The organism is Wolbachia endosymbiont (group B) of Germaria angustata, assembly GCF_964026725.1.
GTDB lineage: Bacteria > Pseudomonadota > Alphaproteobacteria > Rickettsiales > Anaplasmataceae > Wolbachia > Wolbachia pipientis_C.
This window is the reverse complement of record NZ_OZ034691.1, coordinates 1,127,720-1,148,331: the sequence shown is the minus strand read 5'-3', so window position 1 is coordinate 1,148,331 and position 20,612 is coordinate 1,127,720. Positions and strand designations below refer to the sequence as shown.

Annotated in this window: 19 protein-coding genes and 1 pseudogene; 2 read left to right on the top strand and 18 right to left on the bottom strand. The window is 35.6% G+C overall.

Annotated elements, in window-relative coordinates:
• Window positions 1-2: 2 nt before the first annotated feature.
• From AAGD63_RS05605 to AAGD63_RS05525, 17 genes and pseudogenes are all read right to left on the bottom strand, one after another.
• Window positions 3-257: a PAAR domain-containing protein gene (locus tag AAGD63_RS05605; RefSeq protein ID WP_047759655.1), complete on the bottom strand. Its 255-nt coding sequence runs from the start codon at window positions 255-257 to the stop codon at window positions 3-5.
• A complete protein-coding gene (locus AAGD63_RS05600) occupies window positions 254-718 on the bottom strand; it encodes a phage baseplate assembly protein V (RefSeq protein ID WP_341813310.1) in 465 nt (154 codons plus the stop codon). The genes AAGD63_RS05605 and AAGD63_RS05600 overlap by 4 nt, the downstream gene beginning before the upstream one ends.
• The gene (locus AAGD63_RS05595) at window positions 705-1,178 is read right to left on the bottom strand and encodes a hypothetical protein (RefSeq protein ID WP_341813309.1); all 474 of its coding nucleotides are present in this window, start codon (window positions 1,176-1,178) and stop codon (window positions 705-707) included. The genes AAGD63_RS05600 and AAGD63_RS05595 overlap by 14 nt, the downstream gene beginning before the upstream one ends.
• Window positions 1,175-1,667 (bottom strand): annotated as a pseudogene (locus tag AAGD63_RS05590) (phage tail protein). Before AAGD63_RS05590 ends, AAGD63_RS05595 begins: the two are co-directional and overlap by 4 nt.
• Before the next feature lies 1 nt (window position 1,668).
• A complete protein-coding gene (locus tag AAGD63_RS05585; protein ID WP_214303342.1) occupies window positions 1,669-1,974 on the bottom strand; it encodes a hypothetical protein in 306 nt (101 codons plus the stop codon).
• An 82-nt stretch (window positions 1,975-2,056) separates the two neighbouring features.
• Window positions 2,057-3,061 carry a major capsid protein gene (locus AAGD63_RS05580; protein ID WP_214303341.1) on the bottom strand — a complete coding sequence of 335 codons (1,005 nt, stop codon included), beginning with the start codon at window positions 3,059-3,061 and terminating at the stop codon, window positions 2,057-2,059.
• Between the two features lie 25 nt (window positions 3,062-3,086).
• Entirely contained in the window at window positions 3,087-3,458 is a 372-nt protein-coding gene (locus AAGD63_RS05575) for a head decoration protein (protein ID WP_214303461.1), read from the bottom strand.
• 142 nt (window positions 3,459-3,600) lie between these two features.
• Window positions 3,601-4,632, bottom strand: coding sequence for a S49 family peptidase (locus AAGD63_RS05570; protein ID WP_214303340.1), 1,032 nt, complete (start codon window positions 4,630-4,632; stop codon window positions 3,601-3,603).
• Window positions 4,632-6,050 carry a phage portal protein gene (locus AAGD63_RS05565; protein ID WP_341813308.1) on the bottom strand — a complete coding sequence of 473 codons (1,419 nt, stop codon included), beginning with the start codon at window positions 6,048-6,050 and terminating at the stop codon, window positions 4,632-4,634. The genes AAGD63_RS05570 and AAGD63_RS05565 overlap by 1 nt, the downstream gene beginning before the upstream one ends.
• On the bottom strand, window positions 6,050-7,081 hold the full coding sequence (locus AAGD63_RS05560) for a YhcG family protein (RefSeq protein ID WP_012482036.1): 1,032 nt from the start codon (window positions 7,079-7,081) through the stop codon (window positions 6,050-6,052). Before AAGD63_RS05560 ends, AAGD63_RS05565 begins: the two co-directional genes overlap by 1 nt.
• A gap of 26 nt (window positions 7,082-7,107) precedes the next feature.
• The gene (locus AAGD63_RS05555; RefSeq protein WP_211908700.1) at window positions 7,108-7,332 is read right to left on the bottom strand and encodes a hypothetical protein; all 225 of its coding nucleotides are present in this window, start codon (window positions 7,330-7,332) and stop codon (window positions 7,108-7,110) included.
• Between the two features lies 1 nt (window position 7,333).
• Window positions 7,334-9,160 carry a phage terminase large subunit family protein gene (locus AAGD63_RS05550; protein ID WP_341813805.1) on the bottom strand — a complete coding sequence of 609 codons (1,827 nt, stop codon included), beginning with the start codon at window positions 9,158-9,160 and terminating at the stop codon, window positions 7,334-7,336.
• Window positions 9,157-10,641, bottom strand: a complete 1,485-nt coding sequence (locus AAGD63_RS05545) for an ankyrin repeat domain-containing protein (protein ID WP_341813307.1) — start codon at window positions 10,639-10,641, stop codon at window positions 9,157-9,159. Before AAGD63_RS05545 ends, AAGD63_RS05550 begins: the two co-directional genes overlap by 4 nt.
• Window positions 10,642-10,659: 18 nt before the next feature.
• The gene (locus tag AAGD63_RS05540; protein WP_264688695.1) at window positions 10,660-11,142 is read right to left on the bottom strand and encodes a hypothetical protein; all 483 of its coding nucleotides are present in this window, start codon (window positions 11,140-11,142) and stop codon (window positions 10,660-10,662) included.
• 183 nt (window positions 11,143-11,325) lie between these two features.
• Window positions 11,326-13,218, bottom strand: a complete 1,893-nt coding sequence (locus AAGD63_RS05535; RefSeq protein WP_341813306.1) for a hypothetical protein — start codon at window positions 13,216-13,218, stop codon at window positions 11,326-11,328.
• Window positions 13,219-13,351: 133 nt separating this feature from the next.
• A complete protein-coding gene (locus tag AAGD63_RS05530; protein WP_341813034.1) occupies window positions 13,352-14,572 on the bottom strand; it encodes a DNA modification methylase in 1,221 nt (406 codons plus the stop codon).
• 113 nt (window positions 14,573-14,685) lie between these two features.
• The gene (locus tag AAGD63_RS05525; RefSeq protein WP_341813035.1) at window positions 14,686-15,150 is read right to left on the bottom strand and encodes a Holliday junction resolvase; all 465 of its coding nucleotides are present in this window, start codon (window positions 15,148-15,150) and stop codon (window positions 14,686-14,688) included.
• A gap of 217 nt (window positions 15,151-15,367) precedes the next feature.
• Here AAGD63_RS05525 and AAGD63_RS05520 point away from each other — a divergent pair, with 217 nt between their 5' ends.
• Together AAGD63_RS05520 and AAGD63_RS05515 are read left to right on the top strand one after the other, a co-directional pair.
• On the top strand, window positions 15,368-16,600 hold the full coding sequence (locus AAGD63_RS05520) for a hypothetical protein (protein ID WP_341813036.1): 1,233 nt from the start codon (window positions 15,368-15,370) through the stop codon (window positions 16,598-16,600).
• The gene (locus AAGD63_RS05515; protein WP_341813305.1) at window positions 16,566-17,681 is read left to right on the top strand and encodes a hypothetical protein; all 1,116 of its coding nucleotides are present in this window, start codon (window positions 16,566-16,568) and stop codon (window positions 17,679-17,681) included. Before AAGD63_RS05520 ends, AAGD63_RS05515 begins: the two co-directional genes overlap by 35 nt.
• 765 nt (window positions 17,682-18,446) lie before the next feature.
• Here the strand turns inward: AAGD63_RS05515 and AAGD63_RS05510 are convergent.
• Window positions 18,447-20,591 carry an AAA family ATPase gene (locus tag AAGD63_RS05510; protein WP_341813304.1) on the bottom strand — a complete coding sequence of 715 codons (2,145 nt, stop codon included), beginning with the start codon at window positions 20,589-20,591 and terminating at the stop codon, window positions 18,447-18,449.
• Between the last annotated feature and the right edge of the window lie 21 nt (window positions 20,592-20,612).

Genomic DNA, 20,612 nt, shown 5'->3' with positions numbered 1-20,612 from the left:
TTCTATTTTGCAAAAACGCTTTCACTGCCTTTTATTACTTTAAACCCACATGAAACTATATCTCCTACTCTTCCTACACTAAGACCATTTGCAAACACTGTTTTTGATCCTTCAGTTAATGCTCTTCCTTCACTAAAACTGTCTCCTTGTCTACATATTGACTTACCGTTTACAAAAACATTATTACTTCCGCTAATGCAGAAATGTGGTATAGCTTCTCCACAGTAGTCTCCTAACCTCACTATTCCTTTGTTCAATTTAAGTCGATCCTTTCTGCTTTCAGTTTTATTCCACTTTTTGTCATTTCTATCTCTGATTTTCCTACTTTGAAATTTAATTTATCCACTACAGAAATTTCAAGATTCTTGCTCTCTTTGTCATACAATAACTTTGTTCCATCTTGAAATACTAAACTGTTAATCATTTCACTATTCTCTGGAGCAGAATAATTTTGCTGATATATTCCAGCTAGTACTACTCCTAATGATAACTCTCCCAATGGTGACAATATTACTACCTGTTCATTTATGCTTGGTGGTAGCCAGCTTCTTTCCTCTCCTGCTCTAGAAGTTATCCATGGAAGAAAATCTGTTAAAAGTTCTCCTATTTTCACTCTTACTTTTGCTTTTTCATAATCTATTTCTTTTACAATTCCTATACGAATAACGTTTGCTAGCTTCCTATTCAGCTCTGAAATTGCAAAACTATGGTCTAACATGCACTTCACCTATCTCAATAACATGTGGCATTATGCCAGTTGACCATACTGATTTACCCGAGTGTACCTCATGAACCCATTCAACTAGCCACACAAGATAAGCATCTAGCTCTGGCCTAAATCCGTCAACTTCCGCAGAGATAAATTCAGCAGGTGAAACATTTTCCACATTCCAAGTATTTTTATTTACTACTCTTGCTACTTCTGCTGCTAATGACCTTACAACTAACGAGGAATACTCGACTGTTCCATCAACTACAATCCTTGCCTCAAATCTTGCTTTCAGCGCTAATTCTTCTGTTCCTGGATCATGTCCTTTTTCAAAGCCACTAAGTTCCACAAATACTGCCGGTGCTACTAATTCTTTCCTTATTGCTGGATATACTTCGCATGTTTGTATCGCAGAAATTTCTTTCTTCAGCGTGGTACAAATTTTATCATGTAAATCTTTCAAATTCATCCTTTATAGCTCAATTCACGTTCAAAAAATTTTGTAAACACTTTCTCAACCTCATAATTAACAAGATCTCTCATTACTTTTGATGCTTCTGGTTCCAATGGCAATTTAACTTCCTTTATTGGCAATGCTGCTCTTCCTTCACGTTTAAACATACCGCTATTTCCTTTTGGCATAACTGCTGCAAATCCTCCTATAAACTCATGCTTTCCTACTTTCGATCCTCTTCTTGTTTTTTGTATTTTGCCAATTGTCGATGCTCTAATGTCATAGAGATTTGCTCTAATTAACACTGCTAGTTTTCGCCTTAAAAATTCTTAATCTCTTTCTTATCAAACTTAATTTTATCTGCTTTTCTTCACTGATTTCCTTAGCTGCTTGCGCTTTTAACCATAGTGCCGTTTTGTTTAATGCCTTTACCGTTGCTAATTCTACTTTTCTTCTTTTAGCATTTACATTTTCTATTACCTCAACTTCTATATGAACAGACATTTTACACCCCAGACGCTTTTATTTTCCACGTTATTCCAGACTTGTCTCTAAGTGGCGGTGAGTGTACTTTATATCTTCGATCACCTATAACAAAAACATCTCCTACTATTGGCCTTAACACATCAAACGCACTTACTTCTAACGCTAAAGTTTCTTCCACAAATTGTCCTTCACCAATCTCGTATAATTTATCTGGCTGTTGCTTTAATACTTGTACCATGTATGACTTATCCTTTGATTTATACAAAGCCACTTCTCCTAAATGGGCAAAACAATCTTTTAGTAATCTCTTAATATTCTCTTGCATTCTTTCATAAGTATGCTAATAAGGTATATACTAGTAGAGTCCTCTTGTGCCTCACCAACTTGTAGTTACTCTACCAGTATTGTTATGCTGCAACGACTTTTACTAATGTTCCTGGTCTGTGGCACACTGGCAGAGGATTTGACTGTGTATGTAAATCAGTTCCTCTATCAAACCTCCTTGGCTCTTGTTTTGCATATAGTGGCTGTCCAAGGGTATTTACTGTCTCATTAAAGTCTGCTGGTGCAAAATATGTTGTAAATGTACTTGCTGTTCCTACTGGAAAACAGTGCCCTGTATCTCTTTCTATAAATCTTCTCACGGTTCCTTCAGGATCAGTTGCTTGCCCTCTATATTCCTCAAATGTGATTCCACAGAACGTAAACCCTGACCTCATATCATTCCGAAGCGCTGCTCCTTCTTGCCATCTTTCATATGCTTCTTTTACTTTAGTATGAGAAGTAAGTGCATCAAAAAACTCAGGGCTTACTAAAGCATGAATCCCGGTCATATATTCACCACTTAAGTTGTCTTCAATATGCCGCAATACTTCCAGACACTTACGTTTTACATCTGTTGTTGCTGTTCCAAGGGCAAAATTTACTACTTTTGGTGTTATTTTAAATTCGTTGTACAGATTTAATAATTCTGACCCATCAGCATCTAAAATTATTCCTTTCAGCGCTCCCATACGCAAATGCTCCAACGTTATTGCATGTTTATTTCTCATTAGCTGCAAATGGTCAGTTATTACATCTGCCAGCGCTTTCAGTTCACTCTCTGATCCAAATGCCCTTATTCCTTGCACTTCTTCTGGTAACACCACATCATCATGAGGAATATGAGGAATGGTAAATGTCCTTACCTTTCTTTTACCACGTTTTCCTACTGTTGCTGGTGCCCCTGGTACTTGCGTTGGTAGTAGACTTAAAACTCCATTATGTTCTTCTATTGTAATATGTCTAAATCTTACTGACCTACTTGGAAACAAATTTAGATTTTCAACTCGTCCATAATTTATCGGCAATATATTCATCGCATTTGTTAGTGCCGTCATGCTAAATGCTGTATTTGTAAATGGATTTTGCATTCTTTTTCCCCCTTATTAATTTAAGTTACACTCCCTTGCGGACAATGATCCCTCGTCCTTCAAGTTGCTTTATTGCTTCAGCTTTCTGTTCTTCAGTGATATTTGCTGGCCACACAACTGCATGATCTGCTAGTATTGCACCACGAGTAATAATTACTGCTTTGGCATTTTCTGTCGCATTTACATCACTTACTATTGCACCTATTGCTGTTTGTGTGCCATCTGTTCCAGCAGGATTAAGTACTCTAATAAAACCATCTTCCGTCTTTTTGGCAACTACTGCACCAAGCTTAAGATTTTGACCTTTAGCTACTGTTATTTGGTCTCTTGAATATAGGTTGGACACTTCATATTTCAGAAGATCGCCTAAATTATTTCCTTCAGTTATACTTATCATGTCTTTTTCTCTCCTTTTTTTATTTTTTTTACCGCCGTGTTTATAACTGCTATACACTGCGGTTATTACCTTATAATTAGCCATTATGGCGCATTTTGGACACTTATTTACCGCAGAGCACTATATATGGCGGTTATAAAATTTAAATGCACCGACTTTTCGCTACCTGTGTCATCAAATCTTCCTGCGAATTCTGTGGTATTGCACTCAGTATCTCTGTCTTCTTCGTTCTCTCTGCAAGTAATTCCATTAAAACCTCCCTTGCTTGCTCAACACTTACGCCCTGCTCAATAAATTCTCCTATTTTCTCTGGCATTCGTGATAAGTTACATAAACGTATTAATTCAACAACTTCAGTACGATACTTAGTTAAATTATCAGTTTCTAGGTCAGTTGTAGTTTGTTTATTCATAGTATTTTCTCCTTTGTTAATAAATTCAAAAAATGTTGTAACTCCATCTGCAAGACCTATTTCTACTGCTTTCTCGCCAAAATATAGACCTGCTTCTGTTGATCGAATCTTTTCAATTGAAAGACCTCTGTTTCTTGCTATTAGCTGCACAAACATTTCATATAGTCGGTCTACTTCTTTTTGTAAGCTTTCCAGACTTTCAGACGTCATTGGCTCATGTGGATTTAAATCATTCTTTCTCTTGCCTGCAAAAATAGTTGTGTATTTTATTCCTTGCTTTTCATCAAAACCGCTTTGGTCAATGTGACTTGCAATAACACCTATACTTCCAACACCAGAGGTTCTACACACAAAAACCTTTTCAGCGCTTGAAGCTATAGCATATGCAGCAGAGTACGCATCATCATTTGCTATCGCTATTATCCTCTTTTTTCCTCTTACACCGTAGATAAAATCAGCTAGATCAAACACTCCATTTACTTCTCCACCTGGACTATCTATGTCAAGTAGAATCGTCTCTATGCTTTTATCTTCTAAAGCACTCTCTATCTCTTCATGAATATTTTCATACGAAGTCATATCTAAAATATGATCAAAAGCTTCTGTTTTTTTTGTCAAAACTCCATAAATACGTATTATTGCTATTCCTTTTGGGTTTATATGAAAATGCTTTAAGTTCTTAAAGATAGGTTGTTTGCTATTATATAATGATAATAGTTCAAAGCTTCTTCTCTCTACCATTACTGGTTTATTTATCCACATCACCTTCCTTCCCTTTTATGATTAATGTCAGAATCGAAACAAAGTCCAAAAGAATCAGCTCGCTTTTGATCTTCGGCAATCTCTTGATCAATTTCTTCAACATCGTAACCCAATTCTGAAACAACTTCTGAGCGACTCTTGAAGCCATTTCTTACTGCCATCTGTTGTGCTTGTTGATCTTTCAGTGGATCCACCCAATCAAATCCCTGTGGTATCCATTTTACTTCTTCTTTCGCTGCTTTTGCCACTTTTTCATCTATACGGAGTTCTCCACAAAGTACTGCTAACTCTAGCCATCTACTCCATACTGGTCTACAAAATTGGAATACCATAATGTTATGTTGCAGCATAGCGCATCGACGACGAAACTCTATCAGTCCTGCTCTGATTGATGAATAATTAACACCCGTTAAATCTCCTGTTAGTTGTTCGTATGTTATCCCTGTGCCTATTGCAATAGCTCTCAGCTGCTGTCTCATGAATGCTTCATAACTTCCTCCAACATCAGATGGCTCTGAAAACTTTATATCCTCACCTGGATCAAGTAGTTGCATAGTACCAGGTTCTAGGCCTGATAGTGCTACTCCTTGCTCATTTGACTCACTTTCACCTAAAATATTTGCTTCAGGATCGAGTCTCGTAATGAATCCCGCAAACATTGCAGCAGTCTTTTTTCGTACTAATTCTGCATCATCATACTGGTCAAGTTCGTAAAGTTTTAAAAGCACGTTAGAAAGCCAAGGTTCCCCTCTAATTTGTCCAGGTCTCAGTGGTTTATAGATATGTAAAACATCGTTTGCTGGCACTCTTACTGACTCTCCAAAGGTATTTTCACCAGGGTGTTCTTTAAATAAGTAATAAGCTTCTCTTTGCCCAAGCTTGTTAAACTCAATCCCGTTTCTTATTACATTACCATTTGCTAAAGTTTGATTTGTTTTATTGTCTAAATGTTCAGACTCAAGTACTTGCAGTTGTAATGGCACAGAAAATCTATCTTCCAGCTTTCTCGTTCTTAAACGTACAAAACATTCTCCACCCTCTATCATACTTCTGCATACTAGAGCTTGTAATCCATAAAAATCACTTATTCCACAGCTATCTGCTTCGTCTGTCCATTTTAGCCATAATTCTTGCACCTTCTTTCGAAATTCTCCATCTCTTGCTTTTGATTGTGGTTTTATTCCTGTTCCAATAGAGTTACTTACTATCGTATCAATTATATTTGCAGCGTAAGGATTTTTTCTCACCATATCACGTGATCTACTACGTAAAGTTTCAAGGCTTTGAGACAGCAAATTGTTTATACTTCCTAACTCTGGTTGAAAGTGAAAAAATCTTCTTCCTGATCCTGCTGCATCCCACGCTGAGCTTTTGATTTTTGGCTTACTAAATAGTTGTTTGAATGATTTGAGTAGCATTACTTCTCTTTATCTGAAACTTTAGATAACTCAGCTTCTAATTCCTCTATCGTTGGTAAAGCTGTCTTTATATTCTCTGGTAGACTTTCAGTTATTCGATATTCTGCTAGTCCTATTGGTTTTGTCATATCTTTTAGAGTGTATTTTGCTAGTACATCATTTTTAGATTTACATAAAATCAACCCTACAGATGGTTGATCTGTCTCGTGTTTTAGCAAGTCATCTACTGCTGAAAGGTAGAAATTCATTTTACCGGCGTATTCTGGTTTAAACTTATTATCTTTCAATTCAATTACTATAAAACAACGTAATTTTAGATGGTAGAATAATAGATCGACAAAGAAGTCTTCATCACCAACATCTAAATGAAATTGTCTACCTACAAATGCAAAGCCTTCACCAAGTTCTAACAAAAACTTCTCCATATGTCCTACAAGACCTTTTTCTACTTCTCTTTCATGAGCATCCTTTCCTATACTTAAAAAATCAAAAATATATGGATCTTTTAACGTGTAATGCGCTAGATCTGATTGAGGTGAAGGTAACTTCTCTTTAAAATTAGTGATAGCCTTTCCTTGACGTTTATGTAACCCAAGTTCAATCTGCATTACCATGATGTTTCTTGACCAGCCATGTTCTATAGCTTCTTTTATGTAGAATAGCCTCGCTTCTTTGTCCCGAACTAAGTCCATCAGAAATACATTATGTCCCCATGGCAATTGGGCAACAAGTTGTTGCACAAATTCAATATCTTGATATTCCCCTGCAAACTGCCTCATATATTTTAGATTTCTTGTGCTAAAACCTTTCATTTCTGGAAACTCAGCCTTTAAGTCTCTACTTAACTGCTCAATTACTTTGGATCCCCAACCTTGGCTCTTTTGTTTTTCTAGAATCTGTGTTCCAATATAATGATAAAGTAGTAGTAGCTCTTTATTTACTGTTCTTGCTGCTTTATAACGACTAATAGCAATCTGTTCTTTCAGCTGCTCTAAAAATTCTGTATATTCTTTTGCTATAATTTTTGTCATACGGTTCCTTTCAACGATTTTCATCATTATATGATCCCCTTACTCGTTGAAAAAACAATTTTCCTCTTTGGCTTCATGCCCGCAACTTTTAACCCCGCTTTTATTCGTTGCCTGAGCTCCAATAAATCCTTTATTTGAACTTCCCCGTACCGTACAATATGGTCACCATATGCAATTGATACTACTCTCTCTCCATTTTGTAGTTTCTTTATCGCTTCTTCGACTTGAATTAAATATTCTTCGTTATACATTTCACTTCTCATTCAACCATTGGCTTTGCCTTACTTTTTTAGGCTTTTTGCTTTCCATTTTTCCACTCAAACTATTCCATTTACTCTCTGGCCAACGATCGATTCCAAGCGCAATAGATGCAGCTCTCGCATAAATTCGGCAATCTAGCACTTCATTTCTTTCTCTTACCTTTTGCCACTCTTGTTTGGTGTATCCTTTCACCACTTTGCTGACTAATTGCTCTGCCGTTAACTGCTTAAAATATTCGGGTGCATACTCAGGAAAATGACAATATCCTGCTGGCACTTTCTCTTCTTCTTTTAAAATATTAAGTAGCTGAAAAAGCTCTGACTTTAATATCGATACTCCTACTGGCCAGAGCTTTATTCCTCTTTTTAGCTTTTGACCACCAACTGTTATATCTACTCTACTTGGGCTGCTCAGTGGCACTAGGGCTTTATTTACACCTTTGACTGCCATTACTCTTCCAGATCCTTGATGACCTCTTACCCAGTTGTATACTTCTTGCGTTGCATATCCAGCATCTACCGCCATCATGCTTATCATATATTCAAGCCCATTTTCACCAATAAAATGATGATTGAGGAGCTCCGAAAGCTTTCCCCATACTTCTCCACCTCCTGTATCTCCTTCAAATACTCGATAGTCTATTGACCAACTTTCGCGGCTTTTTCCCCAGGCTACAACTTCTACTTCTAAACGATCTTTTTGAACATCAACTCCTGCTGTGAGAACTACTTCGCCTTTTGGTACTGTGCCAATCTGAAAAAATTCTCTTCTGTTAAATAATTGCTTCCAGTCTGGTACTTCTCCTTTATCTACCCAAGTTTCTCCAAGCGTTGTGTTGATCCAAACTTTCAGTAATTGTTCACTTTCCTTTGCATGGAGAAAATCCTCTACTGCTTGTTGCCAACTATACCACCCAACTGGACTATAAAGACTTGAAAGATGAAATCCTTTTTTCTCCCCTTCTTTTGCCTCTGTAGCTCTCCATTCTCCACGTTCTAGCATCTCTGTCTTTTGATGATTTTCTATTTTGCCGCTACATTCAGTGCAGACATAATGTGCTGTTCTTGAGTCGTTATTTTCCCATTTTATTTGTGACCATTTTAGAACTTGATAGTAATTACAATATGGACATGGTACAAAAAAATATCTCTTATCTGTTGCTTCAAATTCTTTCTCAATTCTGCTTATTCCATGAATCGTTGGTGTTGATACTAAAAAAATCTTTCGTCGTGCAAATGTATTAGTTCGAGCAATACTGAGCAGCACTGGATCTCCTTCACCACCTGAATCTCCTGGATAGGCATCTATTTCATCAAGAAAGAGATATTTTACTGGCATGGACCTGAGACCTACACTGCTATTTGCTCCGGTTATTACTACTATTCCACCTGGAAATTCCTTGCTTTGTACAGTATTCCCTGAATCTCTTGATCTTGGGTCTTTTACTTTACTTTTTAAACATGGTGTACTTTCAATCAGTGGCGCAAATCTTCCTTTTGACCAACGCTTTCCCATTTCAACTGTTGGCTGTACTACTAGCATTGGACCTGGTGTCTGATCGATGATATAGCCAATCCAATTGTTACCAGCTTCTGTTCCCCCAATCTGCGCTCCTTTCATGAATACTATTTTCTCCGCTGGAGAAGATGGAGATAGTGAATCCATGATTTCTTTTAAATAAGGAGTTCTTTCCGTTCTCCATTTACCTGGTTCTGATGCTGCAGTTGGCGCTAGAACTCGATACTCATTTGCCCACTCTGATACTTTAAGCTGGGGATCTGGTCTTAAACCTTCAGAAAAAGCTCTAGCGTATATCATTGTCTGCATCTACTCATAATTGGTTCTATCTCGACATCATTAACAATAGAACTACACTCCTCCATCTCCATAAGCATCTTTTTCTGAAATTCGTTTTCTATATATCTTTTGCTCATCTCACTTATCATTATTGCTATAACAAGAGCAAATATCCCTGTTATTGTTGCAAAAATGATTGCACTGCTTATTGTTGCTGCTGTTAAACCTATATATGCTGCCATTACTACTGCGCTAACTGTAATACAGATGCAGATAATATTATTATGTTTTTTCATCCTTTTATCTGCTATTTCTCTCTGTGCTATATATTTATTATGAAGGGTTGGAAAATTAACAACGGTATCTCTGCAGAGCAATGACCCATTTTTTTCAGTAAATAAAACTTTAAGTAACTCCAAATTATTTGATTTGATTGCTAAGTGCAAAACAGGTGTATAGTTTGCTCCTTTTTTCAGTAGTAATTTTACTACATGTAAATGTCCTTTTTCTGCAGCAAGGTAAATCGGTGATAGACCTTTATTATTTACAATATCAATATCGATTTCTTCCTTTAAAATAGATTCTACAATCTCAATTTCTCCTCTTTGTGCAGCTAAATGGAGTAGACTATTCTTTTCAGAACCGTATTTATTACTCATCAAAGCCTTCTTTATCTCAGGTTTAGCGTAATCAAATGGTGTCTTGCCGCTATCGTCTTTTACCAGAGGGTCTATATCTTCTCGCGTTAGTAAAACTTCTATTGTTTTCAGTCTTTCAGCATAATGTAGTGGTGTTTTATTTTCGTAGTCCTGCAAATTTACTTGAGCATTAGGCTCCTTTATTAAGCATTTGAGAATATCAAGACATAAGTCTCTTTCATCGTAATTAGTATTACTTACAGCTATATGAACAGGTGATAATTTCATCGAGTTTTGTCCTACACGTGCGCTATTTACATCTGCTCCTAGCTCCAGTAATAACTTTACTATCTCCAATTTTTTGTTGTTAACTGCATAGTGCATCGGTGTCTGATTTCGTGCATCAAAAACCTCGATTTCAGCTTTTCCTTCTCTTATCAAAATCTTTACAACTTCTGCATGTCCTATGCCTGCTGCTAGATGTAATGGCGTATGATGCAGAGCATTTCGTACATTAACGTCAACACCTTTTCCTATCAAATATCTAACTGCATTAACTTCACCTATCATTGCAGCTAAATGAAGTAAACTATCTTGCTCTGATCCATATTTATTGTTGATTAGCGCTTGTAATATTTCTGCTTTTTTCCCTTCTTTGGCGTAATCAAGAGATGTTTTACCATCATTATCTTCTATAAAAGGATTAATGTTCTTTTTCGTGAGTAACAGATCTACCATACTTAATTCATCAAACTCTATAGCGCAATGTAGTGGGGTTTTTCCGTTTGATCCTCTAATGTTTATATCTACCCCTGGTTGATTAATGAGGCACTTTATTAACTCCAAACTTAGGTTATCAGCCATTTTGTATTCAAAATCTTTTTATATTTTAAATTTAGCATTAGATAATTCTTCAAGTGAGTTTGTAATCTCTTCGGTTAGCGTCTTATGAATCTTTTCAGTGTCACTCAGTGATGCAAGCAGTGCTGAAACTCTATTGGGAATGTTAAGCAAATTATTACGCACAACTCTTGCTACATTAAATGCATCGCGCTTTACTTCCTCTACTGCTACAAGTTCACCAATCCCAGCCTTAGCTTTTGCCTCAAGCAATTTGCCACGTTCCATCTCATTTTTTATTCGCGTTTTTAGCAACATTGTGGAGAGGTTACTTGTATTTTCGTTTTCTGGATTTTTCCTCCTCAGTGGCTGACTTGGATCTCGTATTGCTGCCACCGCTTCATTTGCTTGTTCTCTATTGATCAAACCATCCTCCAACTCAACTATTCCTTTTTTTACTAAATAACAGACATATTGCTTTGATACTCCTATCTCTCTTGCCCATTCTGTTTGTGTGATTTTCACTTTTTTTTCTCCTCTCTCTTGTTTCTACGAATTTTCTTCTTGAATCTCTGAAAAGGTTTTGCCAGTATCAGCAATTTCCTACCTGTTTATACTTGCCGGCGTCTTAGAGATATTTTACTAATATAGAGCGAAGTACTCCGGTTTATAGCTGCTTTCTTTTTACATAGTGAAATTTGGCCATTTTCAACTAATACTATAAATTGCATCTTTGTAGTTATGAGATTCAACCACTACTTGCTCTAGCGTTAAACTGCTGCATTTGGCATCTTTACTATGGTTTTCTTCAAGCACTTTTGTCCTTGCTTCCTTTATTTCCTCAATGAACTTTCCATTAACTTTTTCTGGTTCAATTCTTTCCTCACAATATACAAGATTTGTGCAATTTGTTTTTCTGTAGTAATGTACTCCAAGGAATATCACTGATAGTGCAAGTATACTCGAGCCTATAAGTAGTGATAACCCTACGTTATTAATCAAAGCGTTCTGGTAAAACTTCTGTACACTATTAATACCACCTTCTACATACAGTAATAAAGGCAATACTATATTTGCAGCAACCAAACTGCTTAATAATGCTGTAAATAATGGCCTATCTTTGATTACTGATTCTACTTTATTTCTTCTACTAATGACTTTGTCGTCAATATTAATGAAGTTGTTCTTACCCTTCCAAGCGTTAAGTGTAAAATGTGAATGAGTACCATTGCTGTATTCAAGTTTGAATGATTTTATTACTTTATCTTTTGGTTGATACTTTAGCACCTGATTCAAAGTTTCATTCGCATTCTTTCCTCCTATTTGACACTCTTCAGTATCTCTAAATTGCTTTATTCCACAAAATATTGTGCTAATTGCAAGCAATGAAGTAATTGCTATCATTGGCATAGTAATATAGAGAGGGCTGTTTGCAAAAAATGCAATAAATTGTCCTTTATCCTGTAGATATACCAAAGCTGCAGAAGCGCTAAGTGCAACAGCAGCTATACCGAAAATTACAAATTCCTTCTGCTGCACTGCATATTTTACCCTTGGCAAAATTCTATTTGTTTTCTTTTCTTTTTTAATTAACGGGGTTTCTTCATTATCACTTTTTTCTGATGAGCTAGTTGAAAGTGTAACTGGACTATCATGATTTAATGACATATTCTCCCATCCTTGACTGCCACAAAACTCACTCATTTCTGTTACTTGAGAATTTGATCTTGTCATCTCTGCACTTCTATTGTCTATTCCACTATCACTTCCTTCCAAACTCTTTTTTAAAAATTTTGTATTCAGATCTACAGGTTCACCAATTATATCTTCTGATCCTTTCTTAATTGATGTTTCTTCAGAATTTGACTTTTCCATCTCCGGACTTTGATCGTTTATTTCACCATCTAAACCTCTTTTCGAGAATTTTTTATTTTTGTCTATAGTTGCATACATAGGTTCTCCTATAGCTTCTTGCTCATCACATTTTTCTCCATTTAATTGGAAAGAAGAATGTGGTAGCTTTGGTGGTGCAATATCCTGAATAATACTCAACCGATGATTTTCTGCTGTTCTAGGTGAAGGTGGAGCTACATTTCTAATATTGTCCTTCTCCAACATTCCATTCCTAGGTAACGGCTTTGGTTTATCTCCTAATTCTTTATCCTCTTCCTCTTTTTGCATTTCTTTTGTATTGTCTATTTTGGGGTTGGAAGATGTGTTGGGTGCTGCCTCAAGCTGATCAAGAGAATACGGACGGTTATATTCTATTCCATTTGCCTCACAAACTGCATTAAATTCGTCCTCTATGTCTTTACCATCATCAAATACTAAAGAAGAACAACTCACTGAAAAATCAGAACCCGCTTCGTCTATTTTTGGTGTAATACTGATATCGCTACCATTGGTAATTACATTTAAAGAAGCTAGTTTGCATTCAGTGTTCAAGTCAGGTTCTTGCTTCGTACCTTTTTCAAACAATTCAATTCTCTCCTTAACAGATAGTGTAGAATTTGAAACATTATTTTCTACTTCTTCAGAAAACGATGCTTCATTATTTGTTTGCGACGTTACTACTCCAGCTAACGTCTTTGCTTGATTCATTGAGTGCATCACATTTAATCCAAAGTTATTTACTACACTAAACTCATTAAAATACGGTATATACCAGTAAATTAATATTACACCTACTCAGGCTTACTAAATTTCTGTTTGCATTATCTCTTCCACTTTTTTCTTACTGTTTTTCTTCTTGAATTTCTGCAAAAGTTTTACCAGTACCAGAAAGAATTGCCTCCCTACCTGTGTATATTTGCCAACGTTTTATGGTTACATCTACAAACTTTGAATCTAGCTCTATTGTTCTGCAAATTCTTCCTGTTCTCTCACATGCAATCAGTGTACTTCCAGAACCGCTAAATGGATCAAGTACTATGTCTCCTGATCTGCTGCTGTTTACTATTGCTCTCTCCATTAGCTCTACTGGCTTCATCGTTGGATGTAGTGTATTGTGCGTTGGCTTATCATAAAACCATAGATCACTTTGATTTCTTCCTCCAAGCCACTCACGTTTATTGCCGCTTTTCCATCCATAGAGCATTGCTTCGTATTGTCTTTGATAATCTGATCTTCCTAGCGTAAAGTGATTTTTTGCCCAAATGATAAATGTTGACCATTTTCCTCCTGCCTCCTCAAATACTTTTTGCAACGTTGAAAACTCTGATGATGATATGCAGATGTAAATTGCTCCCTTCGTATATGCTAAAATATTGGAACAGATGTCATAGAGAAAAAGCTCATACTTTTCACCTTGATTATCGTTTAATATTTTTTTATCTTCTCTCTCTTGGCTACTACCATAGTCAACGTTATATGGAGGATCACAAATAGTAATGTCTGCCATTTTATCATCTAACAGTGCTTTATATGATTCAATTACAGAGCTATCACCACAATAGATTCTATGATCACCTAAAATCCATAGATCACCTAGTTTTGTTATTTCTACCTTTTTGTCATCAACAACTAAGTCAGAAAGATCTTCTTTTTCACCATCAAAATCATCGAGAAACCGTTGAACTTTTTCCAATTCAAATCCTGTCATTTTAAGGTCAAACTGCAAATCTTCTAGCTCTTGAATTTCTACCTTTAAAAGATCATCATCCCACTTTGCCCAATTAGCTGATTGATTTGCCAGTAATCGAAAAGCTTTGGTTTGTGGTTCATTTAGATTATCACTTAAGACCACTGGAATACTTTCCATACCAAGTTTTCTTGCTGCTTTAAGTCTTAAATGACCATCAACCACAGTTCCATCGCTTTTTGCAACTATTGGTATACGAAAGCCGAATTCCCTGATTGAAGCACACATTCTGTTGACTACATCGTCATTTTTACGCGGATTACGCTCATATTCGACCAGATTTCGAGTAGGATAGTAGTGGATTGCTAAATTCATATAATTTAAATTCTTAATAATTAAAAAGTTAATATTTAAAATATGTCTGACGCTAAAGAAGGCTTGGGGTCAGCACCACCAAACCCGCCAGTATGGCCGAAAGGACCCACTTTCTATGGTATTTTTAATGTGTTAAAATCTTTACTAAGATTCATAACGTAGAACATTAATGCCAAAGCATCTGCTTGATTATCATCTCTAGGTGAAAAACCTTTTTCACGTATCGCTTCAATAACTTCACTCTTACTTGCATTGCCTTTGCCTGCTATAAAGCGTTTTATAGTTTTAACATTAACACCTTGGTAGGGAATATTGTTCTCTTCACACCAAGCAGACAGAACTGCGAGAAAACCGCCATAGCAATGCGCTGCATCAGTTCCTAGATGTCTTCTCACTTCCTCAAAATACACTGCAGAAATGTCTTTCAAAGAATTGAGCCAATTACGAAAATTCAAGAAGCACATGCCACCTCCGCTAAAACGGCTACCATGAAAACTTTTGCTTCCACTTTCAATTACTCCATTGGTTAGAATTGCCCAGCCTGTTTGTTTGCCAAGGTCCAGTGTTAGGGTTGACATTTATATTCAGAATTTGTTTTGCTAGAGTGCTATATAATATATATTCAGGATTTGAAAAATTTTTGTCCAAAAAATCTTCTTCTTAAGCAAACTTTTTAGAAAAAACTTGGTTAAAAATCAGTAAACAGCCCTTGCATAATTATTGGTCAAGACTTTCAGATTTCTATCTTAACTATTTAAATAGTCTATTATGTTATTATGGTGTGGTTAGTTTCTTATGAACATTTATCCAAATCGTAAATTTTGGGAAGATGATTTAGAAGTCCCTGTTAACCATTTGCTTGATCGTTTTCACAATACAAAAATACGTCAGTCTTGGATAGATTCACTTTCTGGTAAGCAATTAAATATTATTTTTCAAAACTCCTTTAAAGATAAATTAAACGCTCAACTCTTTGATGATGAAAGTTACGATAATACATTTGTACAATACAAACGTAAAGTGATTGCTAATTATTCCGATTCTCTCGTTACTTACTACTTGATTACCTGTTTTGACCGTGCAAAACTAGAAGTTACTGTCAGTGAAATTGCAAGATCTGCATTAACTACAGAACTCATGAAATCCTACCTTGTAAAAAATAATAATAAATATGATAAGAAGTCTTTGCTGTTTCTACTGTTTCATGCAGATTACAATCTTTTAAAGTCTGTCTATCACTTTGAAAAAATACAAAGAAAGAGTTTCATGTCTTTTGCCTTACAAAAAATACCAAGACGACCAAGTACTCCATTTAAGGACTTTATCTCAGAGGAAATCATACAACAAATACTGAAAGAAGATAACATTAAGAGAAATGACAGTTTCGAGAATCAACTACAAGGTTTCTTCTATCATCAGAATCGTTTATATGTGTTAATACGAAAAGCTAGCGATATAGATTTGTTGTTAAATTCAAACAAAGTTATTCATGGCCATAAGGCAGAGTGGATGATTTTGGATTTTCTACTAAATGGCACTCAGGTAGATCTTGGTGCTAGAAATATTGATCAAGCTATAGAAATAGCAAATAGCATTGCAAGTTGTTACTTTGGCTGCGAATGTATTTTTGTAGATGTGCAGGATAAAAATTTCGCGGAACAGGTGCATAAATTTATAGAAACTTGTATTAATGAATCTGATTCAAATATTCGTGTTTTTGAGTTAAAGTTTCAGTCAAATCGTTTCAATTACAGCTATACTAATATCACTTTGACTGTCGCTCCATATGATCCTATTGCACCGGAATTGCATGTTTTAAAGCCATTTGTAGGAAACATAGTGCCACTTATAGAGTCGATTAAAGTAATATTTCAAGGCAAAAAGATAGGCTTATTTTTCAAGAGAAGTGATGAGTATATAGCAATTTACTACTCTGAACATCCTCTGAATAAAAGGGAAAGAGAGGATTTTAAAGCATACATAAAACAATTTTATGGTCTTACAATCTTGCCAAGAGCAAATCTCTGATCTTCTTAATTCTGGCAGCTCTTGGGTTAATCCAAATCAAAATTACATCAAAGCAGCAAGGTATTTGTCAGATCTTGAATTAATTAAGATGCAAGAGAGGTCTTACATTATCTGCTCTCGTAGACAAGATAAATTAGATTGGCCAAATATAGTTGATCCATACTGTAACAATGAGATTTTCATTGATGAGGACTTTAACGAAGCATGCGATAATATAATTTGTGAAAATTGTAACCGTGATATTTTACCTAATACCTACAAGAAGCAAAGATTTCACCGCTTATCTGTATATTTTAACCCAGAGAAATTTATGAATTGGTTTGAAGGTCAGCTAAGTGATACAAATTTTATGTGGCAAAAAGTGGAAAGTGGAGTTTATCATGTTGGTGGACAAGGTAAGATTGTAAGTTTAATCATACTTGATTTTTGCACCAATCCAACATTCTTAACGATAGATAAGCTTAAAGCTAATCCAACTGTATTAATAATACTGAGAAAAAATCCATCAAACATACCTCTTGATTTGCCCATAGTAAAAATGGTTGACCTTTTCTTTCAGCATCAGACTTTAATTGAAGTATTTCAAGAAGCAGTACAAAGAGGAGTACCAGAGTTAATACCAAATACTTCAATGCAAATTTTGCATACTTCACTTAATCTAATTGAACCTCCTAAAGAGAAGGAATTACTAAAGTTGCAATTGATAGAGGGCTCACTTTACGTAAACAATATAGAGATTCTAAATAAGAAAGCTGTAACATGTATGAAAGTTTTTCGCATATTATTTGAACAATTTTTGAATGATTGTAAAAAAGAATTACCCCCTGAAAAACACATGTTGCTTAGCATAACTGAAATAGAAAAGCGCCTAAATCTTGATCCAGAAGCAGACCCAGAACATTACATTAGAAAACCAATAAACACAATCCAAAGAACAATAAAAACCACTTTAGCTAAAAAGTTAGGATTAAACATCGAACGTAATGATGTGATTCAAACAGTTGGTTGGCCTGGATCATCACGTAAAGATTATGGCTACCGTATTAACCCTTTTACTTTGGTTATAAAAGCAACTCGTTAAGTTTTAGAGATACTAAATAACCAATTAAGCGCCATAAGTTACGTAAAGTATCGACTATACAAATCTGTCTCATACATTAAAAAAATTTCTTTACAACTAAAGTAAAACGTGATAAAACTAACATAGGGTCTTTCTTGTAAGTTAGGACATGGTGTTAATCGGCTTTTAAGGGCTGTTATAAGCGTTCTTTAGGTCAAGGTGGTATAATTGGTACCCTTGGGTCATAGAGTCTTTTTAAAACGCTATTATAAATTGTTTTGTCTTTCACTTTTAGGTCCTTCATCTTTTTTTTCAAGTTGTTCAAAATGCAATAGTAGGTTTTTCGTATTTTTGTCTCTGTGTTGTATTTCTATTAGTGACTACTTTTCCAAACTTCTTTCTTTTTGCTCAAAAGTTACTATGAACCATTACTATAGTTATTGTATTTTATATTAGTTTATTATTATATCATTTATTATTATTTATATATATATAATATATAAGATTCTCGGAAAGTGGAAATCAGCCACTGTAGCGGGTTTGAGTATTACCAAATTAGCTAAATTTTTTGGAAATGGAAACGTAATATTTCTTATATTAGATGGCTAAAAATCAACGAATTTCAATAGTTTAAGTGTGAATATACTCTAATTTCCAAATCTTGATAAATTTTCCGGAAATCATGGAAATTTGGTCGTGTGGAATTCATTTTTTGTTCTTAAAACCTTACTTTCAGAGAGACAAAATGAACCCACAAAACTTTCATAAGTGAGCTTTAAGTATTTTTTAGAAGTTACCTATTTCAAACCTTCCTGCACCTAGCTTAAACTTACCTTCTCCTCTGGCAAAAGAACCAGTTTTGATATCAAGCCATTTATCCTCTTTTGAGTTTGTAGCCATACCTTTTACTATTTTTCTTTCGTTTAATAGTTCCTGTGCTAAACGTTCAAGTCTATGCCTACTAACACCATGAAATGCAGCTGGTAATCTATGCCGTTGTTGAAACACTCCTGGTCCACCTGTATGAGTAAACGGATGACCTTCTTCTGCTGACACTGCAATAGCTTGCATCAGTATCTTTTTTAAGTATTCATCAGATAATTTTCCAAGCTTAAATTCCTCAGATATATCCTCAAGCAAGCCAGTTGAGGAGCGTAAGTAAGTTCTTATATTCCTATCTGTTGCTCCATTAGACTTAACTATAGCTCCTTGGTATACTGCATTATTAACTTTATTAACCTTTAATGTATTAAACACAGTATTCTGATGCTCTGTTGAAGCAGGCCATAATGCAAAAGAACACCTCACACCATCAACAAGTGCAGTTGTACCTCTTATCGCATCTCTTGCCTGTTCCACAGTCGTAATCGGTTCACTGCACTTGGGTTTTCTCATATGATGTGCTACAATTACAGCTGCTCCTGTTTCATTTGCTAAGTTTGCAAGTAACCCCATTGCGTAATATCCCATTTCTGGATCTGAGTTTATATTAGCATGGACAAATGATACTAGTGGATCAAATACTATTAGTTTTAGATCTTTTACTTTATCTAATTGTCTACAGATGTCTTCAAATTTATCTGAAGTTTCAGGACATTTACCACGCATGTTGCTTTTCACTATAGAAAAGGGCTCTCCCGTATTTGGAATAGGTATAATAAATAATCGATTTTGATATTCTGCTCTCTTGCTACTAGGATCAAGACGATCAAGACGACGGTGTATCTCACCTGCATCATCTTCTGCTGAAAAAATCACCACTGATCCATGCTCTGTAACAAGGGAACCAAAACCACATATCTGATCTGCATCACTTGCAACCTTAAGTGCCAAGTCAAGGAGTAGCATACCTTTACCTGTATCTCCCATAGCAGCTACTATTGAGGTAACACCTAAAGGAAATAAACCTTCAACAAGAAACCTTTGTATTGGTACTGAACCTAAATAACGACTCACACTCCAGTCTAAAATGTTAAGCGGCTGTTTTGTAGATCTTTCTAAACTTTTCATATTTGAAGTATTTGGAATGTCAGTAGATGGGGTATCAATAGTAAGTAAAGGAGTTGAAGCTAAAAATTCTTCAATGCTTATACCCTCCTTTACACAATCAGCGGCATCCCATTTCTCAGGCTTATCTTGAGGAATTTCAAGCACAGCAAGTGATGCAACTCCAAGATCTAACAGCTTTTTTGCAGCATTTTCAGCATATCGTTTGCCTGCTTCATCATTATCTGGCCAAATAATAATGTGTTTACCTTTAAGTGGAGTCCAATCTGTCTTCTCAATAGGTGCATTTGCTCCTGACATTGCTGTTGTTGCAATTATTCCTTTCTCTATCAGCGCTTCTGCACATTTTTCTCCCTCAACCAGAACAACTTTATCGGACTTTAAAATACCTGGAATATTATATAGTGGCCTTATCTCTGGTACACTAAAGGTGGATTTTTTGATATCAAAAGGAAGATATCTCTTTCCACTATCATCATCATAACGATATACTCTAACAAGAGCTTGGCCTTTTTCATCGTAATAATCCCAATATGCAGTTGGATTACCTGCAGTTTTGTCAGTTTTGATCTTTTTAAAATGACCAAGCCATTCAGCTATAGAGTCCATTACTTCAGTAAACTCTGTTCTAGTACTTTTTCTATGCACTTCTACCCAAAGGTCGATAATGTCACCACCTTCTCCTGTTGCAAAATCATGCCATAGGCCAGCTTCACTGCCACTTAATTCTACTACTAGACTCTTTCCTTTATCACCTTGTACATTGCCTACATAAAACTTATCACCACGAAAAATCCCTCTTGGCAATAGATAAGAAAGGCATGATCTGATATTTAACAGAAGCTGAGCTTTAAGTTGTTCTTTTTCTACTAACGGTGCATTTTTTCGTGGAGCTGCAGTATTAAAATCACAATAGATATCCATAAAATCTCCAATATATTTAAA